We start from the raw sequence: 19,920 nt of genomic DNA, 5'->3' as shown, positions 1-19,920 counted from the left end.
AGAGAGAAGCCTATGTTTGGTAAAGGCGGTCTGGGTAACCTGATGAAACAGGCCCAGCAGATGCAAGAAAAAATGCAGCAGATGCAGGAAGAAGTCGCCAAGCTGGAAGTGACCGGCGAATCTGGCGCGGGTCTGGTAAAAGTAACCATCAACGGCGCGCATAACTGCCGTCGTGTGGAGATCGATCCAAGCCTGCTGGAAGACGACAAAGAGATGCTGGAAGACTTGGTTGCTGCGGCATTCAACGACGCCGCGCGCCGTATTGAAGAGACGCAGAAAGAGAAGATGGCCTCTGTTTCCTCCGGAATGCAGCTGCCTCCTGGCTTTAAGATGCCGTTCTGATGCAAACCAGCCCGCTGTTAACTCAGCTTATGGAAGCTCTGCGCTGTCTTCCGGGCGTTGGCCCGAAGTCTGCGCAGCGCATGGCGTTCACGCTGCTTCAGCGCGATCGCAGCGGCGGGATGCGTCTGGCGCAGGCGTTAACGAAGGCGATGTCGGAAATCGGCCACTGTGCCGATTGCCGCACATTCACAGAACAAGACGTCTGCAACATCTGCTCGAACCCGCGTCGCCAGGAAAATGGTCAGATTTGCGTGGTGGAGAGTCCGGCGGACATCTACGCCATTGAGCAAACCGGGCAATTTTCCGGACGTTACTTCGTGCTGATGGGACACCTGTCGCCGCTGGACGGTATTGGTCCTGATGATATCGGGCTGGATCGTCTTGAGCAGCGGCTGGCATCTGAGCAAATCAGCGAACTGATCCTGGCGACCAATCCCACGGTCGAAGGAGAGGCGACCGCCAACTATATTGCTGAGCTTTGCATGCAATATGACGTTGAAGCCAGCCGTATCGCCCATGGCGTTCCGGTTGGTGGCGAGCTGGAAATGGTCGATGGCACCACGCTGTCGCACTCTCTGGCAGGACGACACAAGATTAAATTCTGAACAAACGGAGGCCGCGACGGCGGCTTCCGCTTGAAATCCTTCCCGCTTGTCCCCATTTCACCCTCAACCTGTTTTTACCATTGAAAATGGCATTGTTGAGGTAGACCTACATGAAAGGACAAGAAACTCGTGGTTTTCAGTCAGAAGTAAAACAGCTTCTGCACCTGATGATCCATTCTCTGTATTCCAATAAAGAAATCTTCCTGCGTGAGCTTATCTCTAACGCCTCGGATGCGGCAGACAAGCTGCGTTTTCGCGCACTGTCTAACCCGGACCTGTATGAAGGTGACGGTGAGCTGCGTGTGCGTGTTTCCTTCGATAAAGATAAGCGTACGTTGACCATTGCCGATAACGGCGTGGGGATGAACCGTGATGACGTTATCGATCATCTGGGGACCATTGCGAAATCCGGTACTAAATCTTTCCTTGAATCCATGGGATCCGATCAGGCGAAAGACAGCCAGTTGATCGGCCAGTTCGGGGTTGGCTTCTACTCTGCGTTCATCGTGGCGGATAAAGTCACCGTGCGTACCCGCGCAGCGGGCGATAAACCGGAAAATGGTGTGTTCTGGGAATCTGCGGGTGAAGGTGAGTACACCGTTGCCGACATCACCAAAGACGATCGCGGCACCGAAATCACGCTGCATCTGCGCGAAGGCGAAGACGAGTTCCTTGATGACTGGCGCGTACGTTCCATCATCAGCAAATATTCCGACCATATCGCGTTGCCGGTAGAGATCGAAAAATCCGAAGAGAAAGACGGCGAGACCGTGGTTTCCTGGGAAAAGATCAACAAGGCGCAGGCGCTGTGGACCCGTAACAAGTCGGAAATCAAAGACGACGAGTACAACGAATTCTACAAACATATCGCGCACGACTTCACTGATCCGCTGACCTGGAGCCATAACCGTGTGGAAGGTAAGCAGGAGTACACCAGCCTGCTGTACATCCCTTCTCAGGCTCCGTGGGATATGTGGAACCGCGATCACAAGCATGGTCTGAAACTGTACGTTCAGCGCGTTTTCATTATGGACGACGCCGAGCAGTTTATGCCGAATTACCTGCGCTTTGTGCGTGGCCTGATAGATTCTAACGATCTGCCGCTGAACGTTTCTCGTGAGATCCTGCAGGACAGCACCGTCACCCGTAACCTGCGTAGCGCGCTGACCAAACGCGTACTGCAGATGCTGGAAAAACTGGCGAAAGACGACGCGGAAAAATACCAGACCTTCTGGAAACAGTTCGGCCTGGTACTGAAAGAAGGCCCGGCGGAAGACAACGCTAACCAGGAAACGATCGCTAAGCTGATGCGCTTCGCGTCCACGCACACTGATTCCTCCGCACAAACCGTGTCGCTGGAAGACTACGTGTCGCGTATGAAAGAAGGGCAAGAGAAAATCTACTACATCACCGCAGACAGCTATGCGGCGGCGAAGAGCAGCCCGCACCTGGAACTTCTGCGTAAGAAAGGCATCGAAGTGCTGCTGCTTTCTGACCGTATCGATGAGTGGATGATGAACTACCTGACCGAGTTCGACGGTAAGGCATTCCAGTCCGTAGCCAAAGCTGACGAGTCCATCGACAAGCTGGCGGATGACGTTGACGAATCGGCAAAAGAAGCGGAAAAAGCGCTGACGCCGTTCGTTGAGCGCGTGAAAACCCTGCTGGGCGATCGCGTAAAAGAAGTGCGTCTGACTCACCGTCTGACCGACACGCCGGCCATCGTTACCACCGATGCGGACGAAATGAGCACCCAGATGGCGAAACTGTTCGCTGCTGCCGGCCAGGCCGTACCGGAAGTGAAATATATCTTTGAACTCAACCCGGACCACGTGCTGGTCAAACGCACGGCGGATACCCAGGACGAAGCGCAGTTCAAAGAATGGGTTGAACTGCTGCTTGATCAGGCGCTGTTTGCCGAACGCGGCACGCTGGAAGATCCGAACCAGTTCATTCGTCGTATGAACCAGTTGCTGGTGTCCTGATAGCCGTAAGGTAATGCCGGATGACGCTAACGCGTGTCCGGCTTACACCATCTCGTCGATCCCTGGCTGGATACGGTGTTTACACCGCGATCCGGCATTTTCTCTCCTCATTTTTAATTTTCCCACCGTTAACCGTTTCAGCGTCGGGCGTCTTCCTTGAGCCAATTGCGTGATGGTGGTATCGTTTAGCGCTTTTTAAAAAATATCGACAACCTTTAAGGGGATTTTCGTAATGCGTATCATTCTGCTTGGCGCTCCGGGCGCGGGTAAAGGAACTCAGGCTCAGTTCATCATGGAGAAGTATGGTATTCCGCAAATCTCCACCGGTGATATGCTGCGTGCTGCCGTGAAATCTGGCTCCGAGCTGGGCAAACAAGCGAAAGACATCATGGACGCCGGTAAGCTGGTGACTGATGAGCTGGTGATCGCGCTGGTAAAAGAGCGTATTGCTCAGGAAGACTGCCGTAATGGTTTCCTGCTTGATGGCTTCCCGCGTACTATTCCGCAGGCTGATGCCATGAAAGAAGCAGGCATCAACGTGGACTACGTTCTTGAATTCGACGTTCCGGACGAGCTGATCGTTGACCGTATCGTGGGTCGTCGCGTACACGCTGCTTCTGGCCGCGTTTACCACATCAAATTCAACCCGCCTAAGGTTGAAGGCAAAGACGACGTGACCGGCGAAGAGCTGACCACCCGTAAAGACGATCAGGAAGAGACCGTACGTAAGCGCCTGGTGGAATACCATCAGATGACCGCTCCGCTGATCGGCTACTACTCTAAAGAAGCGCAGGCGGGTAACACCAAATACGCGAAAGTTGACGGCACCCAGGCTGTGGCTGACGTTCGCGCAGCGCTGGAAAAAATCCTCGGTTAAGTTTTAGCGCAGTCAATGCCGGATGGCGGTGTAAACACCTTATCCGGCCTACGATTTTATGTAGGCCTGATAAGCGCAGCGCCATCAGACAAATTCTCGTCTTACCTTTCACAGCAATTAGTTCTTCTTTATCGCTTTTCCGCTACAATTATCAACAATTTGAATCGATAAGAGGCGGTAATGCGTCAGACGAAAACCGGTATCCTGCTGGCAAACCTCGGCACTCCCGATGCCCCAACCCCCGAAGCCGTTAAGCGCTACCTGCGCCAGTTTTTAAGCGATCAACGCGTAGTCGATACGTCACCTGCGCTGTGGTGGCCGCTGCTGCGTGGTGTGATTTTGCCGCTGCGTGCACCACGCGTGGCAAAGCTGTACCAGTCAATCTGGATGGAAGACGGTTCCCCGCTGATGGTCTACAGCAAGGCGCAACAGCAGGCGCTGGCACAACGTCTGCCAAATACGCCTGTCGCGCTGGGGATGAGCTACGGTTCACCGTCGCTTGAAAGCGCGGTCGATGAACTGCTGGCAAGCGGAGTTGAACACATGGTGGTGTTACCGCTGTACCCGCAATATTCCTGTTCTACCGTGGCGGCAGTCTGGGACGAACTGGCGCGAATCTTAGCGCGTAAACGCAGTATTCCTGGCATCTCATTTATTCGTGATTACGCCGATGACAGCAGCTACATTGATGCGCTGGCCAAGAGCGCCCGTGATTCATTTGCTCAACATGGTGAACCCGATTTGCTGCTGCTTTCCTACCACGGCATTCCGCAGCGCTACGCCGATGAAGGCGATGACTACCCGCAGCGCTGCCGCGATACGACTCGTGAGCTGGTTTCAGCGCTTGGCTTGCCGCCGGAAAAAGTGATGATGACCTTCCAGTCTCGCTTTGGCCGTGAACCGTGGTTGACGCCATATACCGATGAAACGTTAAAAATGCTGGCGGAGAAAGGGACCCGACATATCCAGGTCATGTGTCCGGGCTTCGCGGCTGATTGTCTCGAAACGCTGGAAGAGATAGCGGTGCAAAACCGGGAGATTTTCCTTGAGGCAGGCGGGAAGCAATATGAGTATATTCCGGCGCTGAATGCCACACCGGAACATATCGAAATGATGGTTAAACTGACCGCAGCCTACCGTTAAAGCTGCGCTCTGAAGTAACGCGCGCCCTCCCGCAACGCATCGTCGGCGGTTTTCATCATCCGCGAATAGTGCAGGAAGGCGTGCAACGTGCCGGGGTACATTTTGTACTGGCAGGGCTGCTGATGCGCCTGTAGCGTCTGGAACAATAAGCGGCTGTCGTCAATCAGCGGATCAAACTCCGCACCGGCGATAAAACACGGCGGCACGTCGCGCGTCAGGTCGTTATTAAACAGGCAATAGTACGGTGATTCACGATCGTCGGCGCTACGCAGGTACGCGTTTTCGTACATCTGCAGATCCTCGCGAGTTAAACCATCCCAGGCTCCGCCCATTAGCCGTCGGCTCAGTGAATCCTGCAGGCCGTAAAGCCCATACCACAACAGCACGCCAGCCACCTTGCCGCAGGCAATTTGTTTATCCCGCAACCACAACGCGCTGGCAAGCGCCAGCATGGCCCCGGCGGAATCGCCCGCAAAACCAATATGATTCACATTAAGGGAATAATCGCCAGCGTGCTGATAAAAGTACTGACAGACGGCGACAATCTCTTCGATGGCTTGCGGGTAGCGGGCCTCTGGCGCAAGCGAATAGTCGATGCCAATGATCGTGCACTGCGTATAGCGCGCCAGTAAACGCATAATGCGATCGTGGGTATCCAGATTACCGAGAATAAAACCGCCGCCGTGCAGGTAATATAGCGTCGCCTGGCTATGGGGCTGCGGAGCGTAAATTCGTGTGGCAACGGGGCCGCATGCGGTGGAAATAACACATTCTCGGGTATTCATCTGTGGGGCATCGGCATTCCACAACTGCCGTTCATGAATGTAGTGTTTACGCTGGGCCACAAAGTCATCGGCAGCGGGCCACGGCGGCAAATCTTCGCGATGAAAATTCACCACACTTTTCATTTCATCCGAAATGTTGTCGAGTACGGGGATCTTGTTTTCCGGCTTCATAAAGCGCTCCTTGTGAAGGTGAGTTATTGTAGAAATTCATCCCGGATAAACTGCGATCTCACCGTCCGATATTGAAACTCAGCGCCGCATCGCATGCGCAGCGGGGAATGTGCTACCATGCATCGCTCAGCTAACCACCCGTAAAATCGACCATGAAATTTCCCGGTAAACGTAAATCCAAACACTATTTCCCCGTCAGCGCGCGCGATCCGTTGCTGCAACAAATTCAGCCAGAAAATGAAACCAGCGCAGCCTGGGTGGTGGGTATTGACCAGACGCTGGTGGATATTGAAGCCAAAGTTGATGATAACTTTGTAAAACGTTATGGATTAAGCGCCGGGCACTCTCTGGTGATTGCAGATGATGTCGCTGAAGCGCTCTACCAGGAACTGGTGCGTGAAAATTTGATCACCCATCAATTTGCGGGCGGTACTATCGGTAATACGATGCACAACTACTCCGTGCTGGCGGATGACCGCTCGGTGCTGCTGGGGGTGATGTGCAGCAACATCGAGATTGGCAGCTATGCGTACCGCTATTTATGCAATACCTCCAGTCGTACCGATCTGAACTACCTGCAGGGCGTAGATGGACCGATTGGTCGCTGCTTTACGCTGATTGGCGAGTCCGGTGAGCGTACCTTTGCAATCAGCCCAGGGCATATGAACAAGCTGCGGGCGGATAGCATCCCTGAATCGGTGATTGCCGGAGCGTCCGCGCTGGTGCTGACGTCCTATCTGGTGCGCTGCGAGCCGGGCGAGCCAATGCCGGAAGCGACCATGAAGGCGATCGAATTTGCTAAAAAACACAATGTACCGGTGGTACTGACGCTGGGCACCAAATTTGTCATTGCCGATAATCCGCAGTGGTGGCAGGCATTCCTGAAAGAGCATGTCTCAATTCTGGCGATGAATGAAGAAGAGGCCGAAGCGCTGACCGGCGAAAACGATCCGCTGCTGGCGTCCGACAAGGCGCTGGATTGGGTGGATCTGGTGCTGTGCACAGCGGGTCCGGCGGGTCTGTATATGGCGGGCTTTACGGAAGAAGAAGTCAAACGTAAAACCCAGCATCCGCTGCTGCCTGGGGCCATTGCCGAATTCAACCAGTACGAGTTTAGCCGCGCCATGCGCCATAAAGATTGTACCAATCCGCTGCGTGTGTATTCGCACATCGCACCGTATATGGGCGGGCCAGAGAAGATCATGAATACCAACGGCGCTGGTGACGGCGCGCTGGCGGCATTGCTGCATGATATTACCGCTAACAGCTATCACCGCAGCAACGTGCCTAACTCCAGCAAGCACAAGTTCACCTGGCTGACCTATTCGTCGTTAGCCCAGGTGTGTAAATATGCGAATCGCGTGAGTTATCAGGTGCTGAACCAGCATTCCCCGCGCCTGACGCGCGGTTTGCCGGAACGCGAAGATAGCCTCGAAGAGTCGTACTGGGATCGTTAAATCATGCACATGCCGGATAAGCGATAGCGTCATCCGGCAACGACATCAGCCTGTAACGACCACCTCACCTGCAGGCGGCGTTTCAATCAGCTCCAGCATGGTACGGGCGATTTCACGCTCACCCATGACGACCTGATTGGCGCCGCGTTCGGTAATGTATTCCACCTCGTCGTCATAATGCGCGCGGGCGATAATTTCAATTGACGGGCACTTCTCGCGTGCTGAAGCGACAATTTCACCCGCTTCATAGCCATTGGGAATGGTCAGCAGCAGCCAGCGTGCGCAATCCAGATGCGCCAGATTCATAATTTCTTCGTTGGCGGCATTTCCCAGCACCGCGCGGATCCCGCGCTCGCGCAGTTCATCCACTCGGGTGCGTGAGGTTTCGATAACTACCAGCGGGATCCCCGCAGCCATCAATTTCTCGCCCAGCAGGCTACCGACGCGCCCAAAGCCAACCAGCAGGGCGTGATTGCAGATATCCACCGGAATTTGCTTCTCTTCTTCAATAGCCTCTTCCAGCGTCTGTTCTTCCAGCGTTTCTGTTTTGGCGAGATATTTTTCTAACACCGCGAACAGCACCGGGTTAAGCATGATAGACAGGATCGCCCCCGCCAGCACCAGATTCTGTCCGGCCTGCGGCAGCAGGTTTAACGCCATGCCCAGACCCGCCAGGATAAAGGCAAATTCACCAATCTGCGCCAGGCTGGTGGCAATGGTGAGCGCTGTGCGTTGGGAGTGACCAAACAGGCGCACCAGGAAATAGGCGGCAAGGGATTTACCAAAGATGATAATCGCCAGCGTGCCCAGCACCGCCAGCGGCTGCTGAATCAGAATCATGGGATCAAAGAGCATCCCGACGGAAACAAAGAACAGTACGGCGAACGCATCGCGCAGCGGCAGGGTGTCATGCGCCGCACGGTGACTCAGTTCAGATTCGTTCAGCACCATGCCGGCGAAGAATGCCCCCAGTGCAAAGGAGACATCGAACAGCTCCACTGCGCCAAATGCAATACCTAATGCGAGGGCGAGGACTGACAGGGTAAACAGTTCGCGTGAGCCGGTTGCGGCGCTACGGGCCATAATCCACGGCACCAGGCGACGACCAACCAGCATCATAATTGCGATAAACGCCACCACCTTACCGATGGTAATGCCCATATCTACGGCCAGCGATGCAAAGCCGACATCTTCTTTTTCCAGCATTCCAGCGACGGCTGGCAGGAGAACCAGCGTCAGTACCATCATCAGGTCTTCGACAATCAGCCAGCCAATGGCGATTTGCCCGCGCTGACTGTCAATGAGCTGCCTTTCTTCAAGCGCACGCAATAGCACCACGGTACTGGCGGTTGAAAGACACAGACCAAACACGATCCCTACCATCAGCGACCAGCCCATCACCGCTGAAAGCGCCATGCCCAGCAGTGTTGCCACCGCTATCTGGGCAATCGCGCCGGGAATGGCGATAGACTTTACCGCCATCAAATCCTTCAGCGAAAAGTGCAGCCCCACGCCGAACATCAGCAGGATTACGCCAAGCTCGGCCAGTTCAGGCGCTAACTTGGTATCAGCAACAAAACCAGGTGTAAATGGACCGGCCAGAACGCCCGCTAACAGATATCCCACCAGAGGAGAAATACGTAGTTTATTGGCAATCATGCCTAATATAAAAGCGAGCACAAGGCCGCCGACAATGGTGGTGATAAGCGGGGTGGCGTGATGCATTCCGTCTCCTTTGGTTGCTGTGATAATCCTGAAAACTCAAACGACGAGTAATAGTTTATGACAATTTTGATGTTTTTGTTTGTGAATAATTATTGAATTTTGATGAAAATAGGATTTTAGACGTAAAAAAGCACGGATCGGAAAAGTACAGCGGTATGTGAGAGGCAAAGGCTGATGGCTACTGTAAGTCTGACGGCCAAAATTTACTTTTGGCCGTCAGGAAATCACGCTTTATGTCGGTTATCAGGTAAGAATATGGTCAGTATCCCCAGTAGTGGCAGGAAAGCACATATTTTGTAGACCAAATCGATGCTGGTATGGTCGGCAATCAGCCCTAACACCGCGGCTCCCAAGCCGCCCATGCCGAAGGCAAAACCGAAAAATAGCCCAGAAACCATGCCGATACGGCCAGGAAGCAGCTCCTGCGCGTAGACCAGAATGGCAGAAAACGCCGATGCGAGGATAAAACCAATGATCACGGTTAAAATCCCGGTCCATTCCAGCGTTGCGTAGGGTAAAAAGAGGGTAAAGGGTGCTACGCCGAGGATAGAGCCCCAAATAACATATTTTCTGCCAATTTTATCGCCCAATGGTCCACCAATCACCGTCCCGGCTGCGACGGCAAACAGGAAGGCAAACAAGTGAAACTGGGCATTTTGTACCGATAATCCGAATTTTTGCATCAGATAAAAGGTGTAATAGCTGCTGATGCTCGCCATATAGAAGTATTTGGAGAAAATCAGCACCAGCAGGATGCTTACCGCCAGTACCACTTTATTCCGTGGTAACGGATTCACGATGGCGACTTTCGGTTTTCCTTTACTCATCCGGTGCTGCGCAGCATACCAACGGCTGATTTGCGCCAGAACGACAATCGCTAATAACGCAGCCAGCACAAACCAGGCCACATTACCCTTACCATATGGCGCGATGATGACAGCCGCCAGTAACGGTCCCAGAGAGCTACCGAAGTTGCCGCCAACCTGGAAAATTGACTGGGCAAGACCGTGACGACCGCCGGAGGCCATTCGCGCCACGCGGGATGATTCCGGGTGAAATACCGAAGAGCCGGTACCAACCAGCGCCGCGGCGAGCAGGACCATATGGAAACTGCCGGCCATGGCCAGCAAAACAAGCCCACTCAGCGTGAAGCACATCCCAATGGGCAGCGACCACGGCATTGGGTATTTATCCGTCCAGTAACCCACAACCGGTTGCAGCAGTGAGGAAGCAAGCTGGAAGGTCAGGGTAATCATCCCTATCTGCATAAACGTCAGCGAGAACTCTGACTGCAATAGCGGATAAATCGCCAGGATCAGCGACTGGATCATATCGTTTAGCAGATGGGAGAGGCTGATTGCCCCTAAAATGCCAAATGAGGTGCGTGCTTTAGCAACCGACGCTGACGCGCCAGCCACTGGCTGGGTTGGTTCACTTATTGCCATAGAAAGTCACTTCTGTTTGGGTTGCGATTATGAGGGTAATCTAATTTGTTATTATTACCTGACTAACATACCTGCGGAAGGTGTTTGAAGGAAGTCTCATTTCTGAAAACATTTTCGGCTATTATTTTCAGTAGCTGTAATTTTATGCCCGAACTAATTCGACTTACAGGCAGGCGGCAAACGCGAGAGTCCCAGGAGCTTATTGCATAAGCAACAGGGGGAAGTGAGCGCAGCCAACGCACATGTAATTTGAAGGATAACGGGTATGGCGGTTGATATTGAGTCAGGGAGTGAAATATGAAGTTTTTAAAACGGGGCGTGGCGCTGGCGTTATTAGCCGCATTTGCGCTGGCAGGTCAACCTGCACAGGCGTACGAAAAAGATAAAACCTACAAAATTACCATTCTGCATACCAACGATCATCACGGTCACTTCTGGCGCAGCGAATACGGTGAATACGGGCTGGCGGCACAAAAAACGCTGGTGGACGGTATTCGTAAAGAGGTGGCTGAGGAAGGAGGCAGTGTACTGCTGCTTTCCGGTGGCGACATTAATACCGGCGTACCGGAGTCCGATCTGCAGGATGCTGAACCTGATTTTCGCGGAATGAACCTGATTGGCTATGATGCGATGGCGGTCGGAAACCACGAGTTTGATAATCCGCTTAGCGTATTGCGCCAGCAGGAAAAATGGTCCAAATTCCCGTTTCTCTCGGCCAATATCTATCAGAAAAGCACCGGCGAGCGTTTGTTTAAGCCGTGGGCCATCTTTAAGCGCCAGGATTTAAAAATTGCCGTACTCGGTTTAACCACTGACGATACGGCGAAAATTGGCAACCCAGAGTTCTTTACCGATATTGAGTTCCGTAAACCTGCTGATGAAGCCAAACTGGTTATCCAGGAACTGAATATGGGGGAAAAGCCGGACATCATTATTGCGACCACCCATATGGGACATTATGACAATGGCAATCACGGCTCGAACGCGCCTGGCGACGTAGAAATGGCGCGCAGCCTGCCGGCGGGATCGCTGGCAATGATTGTGGGTGGTCACTCGCAGGATCCGGTATGTATGGCCGCGGAAAACAAGAAGCAGGTTGATTACGTACCGGGTACGCCGTGTGCGCCAGACAAGCAAAACGGGATCTGGATTGTGCAGGCGCATGAGTGGGGGAAATATGTGGGGCGGGCGGACTTTGAGTTCCGCAATGGCGAAATGAAAATGGTTAACTACCAGCTCATCCCCGTCAACCTGAAGAAAAAAGTGACCTGGGACAACGGTAAAAGTGAGCGCGTACTCTACACCCCGGAAATTGCAGAAAATCAGCAAATGCTTTCTCTGCTGACGCCGTTCCAGAATAAAGGTAAAGCGCAGCTCGACGTGAAAATTGGTAGCGTCAATGCGCGCCTCGAAGGCGACCGTAGTAAAGTCCGTTTCGTGCAGACCAACATGGGGCATTTACTGCTGGCTGCGCAAATGGCGCGAACCAGCGCTGATTTTGGCGTGATGAGCGGCGGCGGTATCCGTGACTCCATCGAAGGCGGTGATATCACCTATAAGAGCGTGCTGAAGGTGCAGCCGTTCGGTAACATCGTGGTGTACGCCGACATGAGTGGGAAAGAGGTGATTGACTATCTGACCGCCGTGGCACAAATGAAGCCGGATTCCGGGGCCTATCCGCAGTTTGCCAACGTCAGCTTCGTGGCGAAAGACGGCAAACTTAACGATTTGAAAATTAAAGGCGAACCCGTTGATCCAGCCAAAACCTATCGCATGGCAACGCTGAGCTTCAATGCCACCGGCGGCGATGGCTATCCGCGAATTGATAACAAGCCTGGCTATGTAAATACCGGGTTTATTGATGCGGAAGTGCTGAAAGAGTACGTGCAGAAGAACTCACCGCTCGATGCTGGTGCGTATGAGCCGAAGGGTGAGGTAAGCTGGCAGTAACAGGGCAATTTGGGGCATCATTTTATCCGCTCCTCCGGGCCGCCCTTCATGGCGGCCCAATAATCCTACTTATTACCTCTATGCTCCGGTTCCTGCGCGCTGGCCGAGTCCAAACTGTCTTCACCAATCACGCCCTGTAATCGCAGTAGGCTCAATCGCCGTATCACCGGGCAAAAGACAATTAATCACGGCGTGCGATATCGGCGAATTTCGCATCCAGAATTTTCGCCAAATCGCCCGCTGCCAGTTCAATATCCAGCCCGCGTTTGCCGCCGGACACATAAATGGTGTCAAACGTCTGGGCGGGAGCGTCGATGAGCGTCGGCAATCTTTTTTTCTGCCCCAGCGGGCTGATGCCGCCTACCAGATACCCGGTGGTTCGCTGCGCGATCATCGGATCGGCCATATCGACCTTTTTGGCTCCCAACGCCCTGGCGACTTTTTTGAGATCCAGTTGACCGGCTACCGGCGTAACGGCAACCGCCAGGTGCTTCATATCGCCATTCACGGCAACCAGTAGCGTTTTGTAGACCTGGTCCGCATTCAGACCTAACTTGCGTACCACTTCGTCACCAAAGTTCGTCTCGGACGGATCGTGATCGTAGGTGTGGATCTGGAAAGAAATTTTGTTTTTTTCGAGTAATTTAACGGCGGGTGTCATAGCAATTTTCCTGGCCCAGACAAAATACGACACAAGCATACGCCTGATGTCTGTCTAAAAAATAGTACCATCTTGCGCAATAGTGTTGGCAGGATGATGACTTTGAGCGACAATCGAACTACACCGATGCTTTAAGCGTCGGGATCATAATAATGATGAAATTCCTCTTTGACGGGCCAATAGTAATATTGGCCATTTTTTTACCGTAACATCTCCGGCAAATTTCCTTCTCCATACAAATGCAGCGCGCCAACGGCTACAACATAGTGACCGGCAGGCATCGCCCTGAGTCGATCGCGCCAGGCCGCATTACGCTGATGCATTAAAACGTCATACAGCGACTGGCTAAAAGTATTGGGTAGAGTGAGTTCGCTATTGCGTGGCGGTGTTTTAAGCCACCAGCCCATCATCTGTTGTAGCAGTCTGGCATTGGTATGCCAGTGCGTCAGGGTATCGTCCAGTAGAGCCAGTCCGTTATCGGGTAACTGACACAACAGCTCGATTTGGCTGGATGCGCCTTCCAGCTCGATTATGGGTTTATGCACCTGTTTTGCCGCATTCAGAAGTTGGTAATCAATGCCGTATTCTGCCCGCAACCCCAACTGCTGCGCCTGCGTTGCCTGCAAGACCATGGCGATTTGCCACAGCGGCTGGGTAGACAGCAGGGAAGGGGAAATACCCAGCTCGTCGGTGACTTTGTGCAGATTATCTAGCAGCTCTGGGCTGATGCGCTCTTCCAGTGCGGCAAAGGTCGGAAGGTTGGCAAACGGCGCGTCGTCGCCGGAAACATCGGCTTCGACAATGAGCGCATCGGCACGCTGGAGCTTTTTGAGTAATTTGGCAGGCAGAGGCGCCATATCGCGGCTGCCCATGTGAATACTGCCAATCAGATGAAAATGGCGGTTTCCGGGCAAGGAGATGTCGATGGCAGGCCAGGTATAGTGGTTGCCGCGTAGCGCGGTGAAGAATGATTTTACCCGGTACAACAGATCCATACGGCCTCCCTAAGTAGACTTCCATGCTAGCGCGTGGTCCTGGAAGGTGCAAATACACTTCATCATTCCCTCAGCCTCTTTATTGGCAGCGAGCAAAAACCCCAGTCACATAGTTGGCTATGCTCCTGGGGTTTTTATACTTGCCGCCTTGAGGCAACGCGAATGATTTGGTGCTCTGTTCAGAGCGACATTCGGTAAAGGCTTACTCTTTAGGTTTGAAGCGCAGCAGTCGGTTAGCGTTGCTCACCACGGTAATGGAGGAGAGCGCCATCGCCGCCCCGGCAACGACCGGGTTGAGCAGTGTTCCGGTGAACGGCCACAAAATCCCGGCGGCAACGGGGATACCGATGCTGTTATAGATAAACGCGCCGAGCAGGTTCTGCTTCATATTGCGCAGCGTTGCCCGGGAGATAGACAGCGCATCGGCAACGCCCATCAGGCTATGGCGCATCAGCGTAATCGCGGCGGTTTCAATCGCCACATCGCTGCCGCCACCCATGGCAATCCCTACGTCAGCCTGAGCCAGTGCAGGCGCATCGTTGATACCATCACCGACCATGGCAACCTGACGCCCCTGGCTCTGCAGACGTTTAATCGCCTCGGCTTTACCGTCCGGCAGAACGCCAGCAATCACCTCATCAATACCCGCCTCTTTGGCAATGGCGTTGGCGGTCGTTGGGTTGTCGCCGGTGAGCATCACCAGACGATACCCGGCGCGGTGCAGACGCTGGAGTGCTGCCACGCTGTCGCTACGCAGAGGATCACGTACCGCTAACAGCGCTGCCGCTTTACCGTCAATCGCTAACATTACTGGGGTTGAGCCTTGGGAAGCCTGAGCGGTGATTTCAGCCTCCATTTCAGTGGTATCTACCTGCTGTTCATTGAGCAGCGCCTGGTTTCCCAGCAGCAGCGAATGACCTTCCGTTTCGCCACTGACGCCTAAACCGCGCAGCGTACGGAAACCGTTGACCTGCGGCAGCGTGACATCACCTGCTTTGTCCAGAATCGCCCTGGCTAACGGGTGGCTGGAACCCTGTTCAAGGGCCGCTGCCAGACGAATTGCCAGCGCTTCGTCGGTATTGCCAAACGTTTTGATGGCGACAACCTGTGGTTTGCCTTCAGTTAGCGTCCCGGTTTTATCAAACACGATGGTATCGAGCGTGCTGGCGCGCTGCAGCGCATCGGCATCACGTACCAGCACCCCAAATTCAGCGGCACGCCCGACGCCGGAAATAATCGACATCGGCGTTGCCAGACCCAGCGCACAAGGGCAGGCAATAATCAGGACGGTGGTGGCGATTACCAGCGTATAGACAATCTGCGGCGCCGGTCCAAAGAAATACCAGATAGCCGCACTGACCAGCGCAATGGCGACCACGACCGGAACGAACACCGACGAGATGCGGTCGGCCAGTTTGCCAATCTCCGGTTTGCTGCTTTGCGCCTGGCGCACCATACGAATAATGCGCGACAGCGTGGTGTGACTGCCAACAGCGCTGGCGCGGAACAGCACGCTACCGTCCTGTACGACCGTACCGGCGTGGACGCTATCGCCTGCACCTTTTTGCTGTGGAATCGGCTCACCGGTCAGCATGGCCTCATCCAGCCAGGCTTCACCCTGAGTGATTTCGCCATCAACCGGAACGCGGTCACCGGTGGTCAGGCGCAGCAACATTCCAGCCTGCACCTCTGCCAGCGGCACGTTCTTTTCACCTTCGTCAGTGACGACGCGTGCGGTCGGCGGTGTCAGATCGAGCAGTTTTTCCAGTGCTTTAGACGAGCGTTGGCGAGCCCGCGCTTCCAGCATGTGTCCGAGGTTAATCAGACCGATAATCATGGCACTGGCTTCATAATAGAGGTGTCGCGCTTCCATCGGGAACCATTGCGGCCAGAGGTTGACGCTCATGGAATAGAGCCATGCCACCCCCGTACCCAGCGCCACCAGCGTATCCATGGTCGCGGTGCCGTTCATCAGGCTTTTCCACGCATTGCGGTAAAAGTGACCGCCCGCGAAAACCATCACGGCAAGCGTTGCCAGACCAATCATCAGCCACAGGCTGCGGTTGTCGTCGCTCACCATCATGTTGTCGCCAATCATGCCCCATACCATCACCGGGATACCCAGGAGCAGCGCGACGGCTGCCTGCCAGCGAAAACGTTTCATGGTTGCCACGGCGGTTTCTTGCTGACGTTCGCGACGCTTAGCATCATCTTCAATCGCTTCTGCGCCGTAGCCCGCTTTTTCAACCGCCTGTACTAAGTCTGCGGCGGAGGCACTGCCCATTACCAGCGCAGTGCGTTCCGCCAGGTTTACCCGTGCCTGCGTGACGCCCGGTACACTTTGCAATGCATTTTGTACGCGGGTCACACAACTGGCGCAGCTCATGCCGTTTAACAGCAACTGTTGGCTGTCATCATCAGCCGTAGCTGCCGGAAGCTCGGAAGGGACCGCTGCCAGTGCTTCCGACGGGATTGATGACTCCGTCAGCGGTTTAGCCTTTGGGTGGCTTAACTCCGCGCCGTAACCGGCTTGTTTAATGGTTTCAATCAGCGCTTCTGCGCTGGCGCTCCCGGTAACATGCGCTTCTGTCACGGTGACATCCGCTTGCTCAACGTCCGGACGTTGTTCCAGACTTTCTTTAACGCGTTTTACGCAGTGACCACAGGACAGGCCGTCCAGGGTTAGATCGATTGTTTGAGACATAACCAACTCCTTTTTTGCAGGATTAACTGACTGTGATAAAGGTTAAACCTTCCAGCAAGGGGAAGGTCAAGGGCGTTTTTAGAAAAGGTGAAAAAAGGGTGTAAAGGGAGAAAAACGGGAACGCCACGTCAGGGGTTCCCGGTCTGTTATTGATTGAGGACGATAATCGGCGTTCGATGCTCCGGTTCATTTATGACCGTGAGATCGGCACCGTACAGCGCGTTCAGCGACCGTTGCTTCAGGACATCCTGCGGATATCCGTTATCAACTATCCTGCCGCGTTCCATCAATACCACACGGTCGGCATAGCGCGCCGCGAGGTTGAGATCGTGCAGGACGCAGCAGACGTTAAACTGCCGTTCACGCACCAGACGACGTAGCAGACGAAAAAGGTGCTGCTGGTGGTGAATATCCAGCGCGGAGGTGGGTTCATCAAGAAACAACCATTTCGGCCCAGGCTCGGGCTCCCAAAGCTGAACCAGCAGGCGCGCCAGTTGTACCCGCTGTTGTTCTCCTCCCGAGAGATGCCGGTAATCGCGTGCGGCCAGCGCCTGGCAATCACACAATGCCATGATGTACTCCGTTTCATCGCCCGTGTTGCGCGTACGATACGGATGTCTGCCCATGCGAATGACCTCCTGAACGCTAAACGGGAAGGCCATATGACTATTCTGGCGCATCACGGCACGGGTTTTTGCCAGCTCGGTGATTGACCACTTGTCCAGCGGCTTGCCAAACATGCTACAACGCCCACTGTGGGGCTGCAGATATCCCGTAAGCTGGCGTAGCAGCGTCGATTTCCCGGCTCCGTTCGGGCCAAGAATCGCGATGATCTCTCCATCAGGTAGCGTCAGGGAAACGTCGTCGGTCAGTCGTCTTCCCTGAATGTGGTAGACCAGATTTTCAGCGACGATCATGACACCCTCCGGCTACGCAGTATTAACCACAGGAAATACGGTCCACCGATCAGGCTGGTTAACAGGCCAACGGGCATTTCGGCTGGCTGAACAAGTGTGCGGGCCAACGTGTCGGCAATCAGGAGTAAACAGGCACCGGCCAGCGTAGAGCAGGGAATCAACCAGCGATGATCGGCACCGGTCGTCATTCTGATCAGATGTGGGATCACCAGGCCAATAAAACCAATTACGCCGCTGACGGAAACCGCAGCGCCAACCAGGAGCGAACTGAGCAACAGTAACTGCTGACGCTTACGTTTGACGTTTACGCCGAGGTAATGCGCCTCTTCATCACCCAACTGCAGTAAATTAAGCGTTCCCGCCATGCAGATGGTTATAACAATGGCTGGAAGAATAAACGTGCTGGCAACCAACAGCGTTGGCCACTGGGCCTGGCCGAGATTTCCCATCATCCACAATGTAAGTTGACGTAGCTGCTGCTCGTCGCCCACATAGCTCAGTACGCCAATAGCCGAACCGCACAGGGCATTGATAGCGATACCGGCTAACAGCAGTTGCATCATTCCACCGTGGTTATGACGCTGGCTTATCAGGAAAATAATCGTGCAGACCACCATGCTGCCTGCGACGGCAAAAATCATCTGCTCATACAGCACCAGCACTACGGGGAACGAAAATGGGATAACTATCGCGATGCCGACCATCAGCGCGGAGCCGCTGCTGACGCCAAGCAGGCCAGGATCGGCCATCGGATTGCGGAAAAGTCCCTGCATGATGACCCCAGCCGTCGCCAGCGCAGCACCGACCAGAACGGCCAGCAGCACGCGAGGCAGGCGGATGTTTAACCAGATATCACGATATTCGTCGTTGAACAGAGCGCTGAAGCTAATGTTCAGCGCCCCCTGGCTGGCACCGAAGAGCATCAGAGCAACCAGCAAAAGAGAAAGACCCGTCAGGATGCTGACGGAAGAAAGCGAGTCCTTAAGCACGTAACGCTCCATAACGTCTTTGCGGCGCGGAGTTCCCGCGCCGTGAGGGGTTTACGCGGGTTTCAGTCCCGGCTCAACCAAACTGTAAATCTGGTTATTGAGTGCCGGCGCAGTGGCCAGTTCGTGAATATGCTTCGCAACATCTGCACGCATTACAAAGCCGTGACACTCCTGAGCCTGTATTCGTTGCGCCTGGCCGGTGGCTGCACCGTTCAGCAAACCGCCGGGGCGGAGAATGGCGTAGTCCAGTCGACTGGTTTGTAGCCAGCTTTCAGCCAGCGATTTTTCCCGTACAGCCTGACCAAATGCGGCCTTTGCGCGTGAAGAAAGAAAAGGCCAACTGTCACCGCAGCCGAGTGAGGTCACCAGAATCATGCGCTTGATCTCCGCTTTTTCTGCTTCATCAATGACGGTTCTGTGCGCCAGATAATCCTGGGCGCCGCCCATGGAGGAGATCACCGTGGCATGTTGACCCGCTGCGCGACAGGCACAGGCGGTGACCTGACTATCGCAGGCGTCGCCGATGAAGACCTGCACACCTTTTTCCTGCAACCCAGCAGCGACCTGTGCGTTGCGAACGACAGCAATCATCGGACGTTGTTCCGCCAGTGCGAGTTCAAGCGTTTTCGCACCGACGCCGCTACCACCCGCACCAAAAATGAGCCATGGAGCCATCAGGCATGTTCCTTTAAAGATGAAGACAGCGCGTGAAAGGCGCTGACCTGTTCGGCCAGTAGCTGTCGATGTTCATCCCGACCGAGGAAAATTTTGAACATCGCGCTACCCGCCTGGTTAAAGAAGAGAATGGACGCGGTGTCCATTCCCATAAATTTGCGTTCAATCAGGGCAATATGCGTACAGTTTTCTGCCTTGATATGACCGGTCATGCCTTTTTTGCCGCGCAGGTTGAAGTAGCCATGACGGTGGAATCCGGAAGGTAATTCCCCGGTGAATTCCAGAATGACATCAGCAGTATGGACCAGGGTGGTGACTTTGCCCCATTCGCTGACGGTTTCCCAGACGGTATCAAATTGATCGCCGGAAACCAGCGTCGGGGAGGGGAGGTTTTTCACCACCTCCAGCAGCGTGGTGTTGTACTGGGCAGCGATAGCTTCCAGCGTACCGTCCGGTTCAGTTTTCAAAAAATCCTGTAAAGAGACATGGCTCAT

General features: G+C 54.2%; 17 protein-coding genes. 7 read left to right on the top strand and 10 right to left on the bottom strand.

The window, feature by feature from the left end; translation table 11 throughout:
- The first annotated feature begins 12 nt into the window (after positions 1-12).
- The 5 genes from HV229_RS18675 (at position 13) to hemH (ending at position 4,952) form a co-directional block, all read left to right on the top strand.
- Positions 13-342 carry a YbaB/EbfC family nucleoid-associated protein gene (locus HV229_RS18675; protein ID WP_003021764.1) on the top strand — a complete coding sequence of 110 codons (330 nt, stop codon included), beginning with the start codon at positions 13-15 and terminating at the stop codon, positions 340-342.
- Positions 342-947, top strand: a complete 606-nt coding sequence (gene recR, locus HV229_RS18670) for a recombination mediator RecR (RefSeq protein WP_016152082.1) — start codon at positions 342-344, stop codon at positions 945-947. Before HV229_RS18675 ends, recR begins: the two co-directional genes overlap by 1 nt.
- 110 nt (positions 948-1,057) lie before the next feature.
- The gene (htpG, locus tag HV229_RS18665; RefSeq protein WP_016152083.1) at positions 1,058-2,932 is read left to right on the top strand and encodes a molecular chaperone HtpG; all 1,875 of its coding nucleotides are present in this window, start codon (positions 1,058-1,060) and stop codon (positions 2,930-2,932) included.
- 232 nt (positions 2,933-3,164) lie between these two features.
- The gene (gene adk, locus HV229_RS18660) at positions 3,165-3,809 is read left to right on the top strand and encodes an adenylate kinase (RefSeq protein WP_003021773.1); all 645 of its coding nucleotides are present in this window, start codon (positions 3,165-3,167) and stop codon (positions 3,807-3,809) included.
- A 180-nt stretch (positions 3,810-3,989) separates the two neighbouring features.
- A complete protein-coding gene (gene hemH, locus HV229_RS18655) occupies positions 3,990-4,952 on the top strand; it encodes a ferrochelatase (protein ID WP_016152084.1) in 963 nt (320 codons plus the stop codon).
- On the opposite strand, the gene aes is transcribed toward hemH, so the two are convergent.
- On the bottom strand, positions 4,949-5,908 hold the full coding sequence (gene aes / locus HV229_RS18650) for an acetyl esterase (RefSeq protein WP_047501896.1): 960 nt from the start codon (positions 5,906-5,908) through the stop codon (positions 4,949-4,951). The two genes, hemH and aes, sit on opposite strands and share 4 nt — an antisense overlap.
- Before the next feature lie 152 nt (positions 5,909-6,060).
- Here aes and gsk point away from each other — a divergent pair, with 152 nt between their 5' ends.
- Positions 6,061-7,365, top strand: a complete 1,305-nt coding sequence (gene gsk, locus HV229_RS18645) for an inosine/guanosine kinase (RefSeq protein WP_016152086.1) — start codon at positions 6,061-6,063, stop codon at positions 7,363-7,365.
- A gap of 45 nt (positions 7,366-7,410) precedes the next feature.
- On the opposite strand, the gene ybaL is transcribed toward gsk, so the two are convergent.
- Together ybaL and fsr are read right to left on the bottom strand one after the other, a co-directional pair.
- Positions 7,411-9,090: a YbaL family putative K(+) efflux transporter gene (gene ybaL, locus HV229_RS18640; RefSeq protein ID WP_016152087.1), complete on the bottom strand. Its 1,680-nt coding sequence runs from the start codon at positions 9,088-9,090 to the stop codon at positions 7,411-7,413.
- A 224-nt stretch (positions 9,091-9,314) separates the two neighbouring features.
- A complete protein-coding gene (gene fsr / locus HV229_RS18635; RefSeq protein WP_016155879.1) occupies positions 9,315-10,535 on the bottom strand; it encodes a fosmidomycin MFS transporter in 1,221 nt (406 codons plus the stop codon).
- A gap of 297 nt (positions 10,536-10,832) precedes the next feature.
- On the opposite strand from fsr, the gene ushA reads away from it, so the two are divergent.
- Entirely contained in the window at positions 10,833-12,485 is a 1,653-nt protein-coding gene (ushA, locus tag HV229_RS18630; RefSeq protein ID WP_016155880.1) for a bifunctional UDP-sugar hydrolase/5'-nucleotidase UshA, read from the top strand.
- 181 nt (positions 12,486-12,666) lie between these two features.
- Here ushA and ybaK read toward each other — a convergent pair whose 3' ends face one another.
- The 7 genes from ybaK to hutX all read right to left on the bottom strand — a co-directional run bounded on the left by ybaK (position 12,667) and on the right by hutX (position 19,920).
- A complete protein-coding gene (ybaK, locus tag HV229_RS18625) occupies positions 12,667-13,146 on the bottom strand; it encodes a Cys-tRNA(Pro)/Cys-tRNA(Cys) deacylase YbaK (RefSeq protein ID WP_016152092.1) in 480 nt (159 codons plus the stop codon).
- Between the two features lie 200 nt (positions 13,147-13,346).
- Positions 13,347-14,141 carry a TraB/GumN family protein gene (locus HV229_RS18620; RefSeq protein WP_047358021.1) on the bottom strand — a complete coding sequence of 265 codons (795 nt, stop codon included), beginning with the start codon at positions 14,139-14,141 and terminating at the stop codon, positions 13,347-13,349.
- Between the two features lie 202 nt (positions 14,142-14,343).
- Positions 14,344-16,845, bottom strand: a complete 2,502-nt coding sequence (gene copA, locus HV229_RS18615) for a copper-exporting P-type ATPase CopA (RefSeq protein ID WP_053389376.1) — start codon at positions 16,843-16,845, stop codon at positions 14,344-14,346.
- Positions 16,846-16,991: 146 nt separating this feature from the next.
- Positions 16,992-17,762, bottom strand: a complete 771-nt coding sequence (locus tag HV229_RS18610; protein ID WP_019076187.1) for a heme ABC transporter ATP-binding protein — start codon at positions 17,760-17,762, stop codon at positions 16,992-16,994.
- Positions 17,759-18,751 carry an iron ABC transporter permease gene (locus tag HV229_RS18605; protein ID WP_046276104.1) on the bottom strand — a complete coding sequence of 331 codons (993 nt, stop codon included), beginning with the start codon at positions 18,749-18,751 and terminating at the stop codon, positions 17,759-17,761. The genes HV229_RS18610 and HV229_RS18605 overlap by 4 nt, the downstream gene beginning before the upstream one ends.
- A 51-nt stretch (positions 18,752-18,802) precedes the next feature.
- Entirely contained in the window at positions 18,803-19,426 is a 624-nt protein-coding gene (chuY, locus tag HV229_RS18600) for an anaerobilin reductase (protein ID WP_181546128.1), read from the bottom strand.
- Entirely contained in the window at positions 19,426-19,920 is a 495-nt protein-coding gene (gene hutX / locus HV229_RS18595) for a heme utilization cystosolic carrier protein HutX (RefSeq protein WP_016155886.1), read from the bottom strand. The genes chuY and hutX overlap by 1 nt, the downstream gene beginning before the upstream one ends.

It is taken from the genome of Citrobacter sp. RHBSTW-00524, assembly GCF_013747755.1.
In the GTDB taxonomy this organism is placed as follows: Bacteria; Pseudomonadota; Gammaproteobacteria; order Enterobacterales; family Enterobacteriaceae; genus Citrobacter; species Citrobacter braakii.
Note: the sequence above shows the minus strand (reverse complement) of the source record. Positions and strands in the feature narration are given on the sequence as shown.

Bases quoted from the DNA above. Each gene is read 5' to 3' on its own strand.
- HV229_RS18675 (WP_003021764.1), top strand. From the start codon at position 13: ATGTTTGGTAAAGGCGGTCTGGGTAACCTGATGAAACAGGCCCAGCAG.
- recR (WP_016152082.1), top strand. From the start codon at position 342: ATGCAAACCAGCCCGCTGTTAACTCAGCTTATGGAAGCTCTGCGCTGT.
- htpG (WP_016152083.1), top strand. From the start codon at position 1,058: ATGAAAGGACAAGAAACTCGTGGTTTTCAGTCAGAAGTAAAACAGCTT.
- adk (WP_003021773.1), top strand. From the start codon at position 3,165: ATGCGTATCATTCTGCTTGGCGCTCCGGGCGCGGGTAAAGGAACTCAG.
- hemH (WP_016152084.1), top strand. From the start codon at position 3,990: ATGCGTCAGACGAAAACCGGTATCCTGCTGGCAAACCTCGGCACTCCC.
- aes (WP_047501896.1), bottom strand. From the start codon at position 5,908: ATGAAGCCGGAAAACAAGATCCCCGTACTCGACAACATTTCGGATGAA.
- gsk (WP_016152086.1), top strand. From the start codon at position 6,061: ATGAAATTTCCCGGTAAACGTAAATCCAAACACTATTTCCCCGTCAGC.
- ybaL (WP_016152087.1), bottom strand. From the start codon at position 9,090: ATGCATCACGCCACCCCGCTTATCACCACCATTGTCGGCGGCCTTGTG.
- fsr (WP_016155879.1), bottom strand. From the start codon at position 10,535: ATGGCAATAAGTGAACCAACCCAGCCAGTGGCTGGCGCGTCAGCGTCG.
- ushA (WP_016155880.1), top strand. From the start codon at position 10,833: ATGAAGTTTTTAAAACGGGGCGTGGCGCTGGCGTTATTAGCCGCATTT.
- ybaK (WP_016152092.1), bottom strand. From the start codon at position 13,146: ATGACACCCGCCGTTAAATTACTCGAAAAAAACAAAATTTCTTTCCAG.
- HV229_RS18620 (WP_047358021.1), bottom strand. From the start codon at position 14,141: ATGGATCTGTTGTACCGGGTAAAATCATTCTTCACCGCGCTACGCGGC.
- copA (WP_053389376.1), bottom strand. From the start codon at position 16,845: ATGTCTCAAACAATCGATCTAACCCTGGACGGCCTGTCCTGTGGTCAC.
- HV229_RS18610 (WP_019076187.1), bottom strand. From the start codon at position 17,762: ATGATCGTCGCTGAAAATCTGGTCTACCACATTCAGGGAAGACGACTG.
- chuY (WP_181546128.1), bottom strand. From the start codon at position 19,426: ATGGCTCCATGGCTCATTTTTGGTGCGGGTGGTAGCGGCGTCGGTGCG.
- hutX (WP_016155886.1), bottom strand. From the start codon at position 19,920: ATGAGCCATGTCTCTTTACAGGATTTTTTGAAAACTGAACCGGACGGT.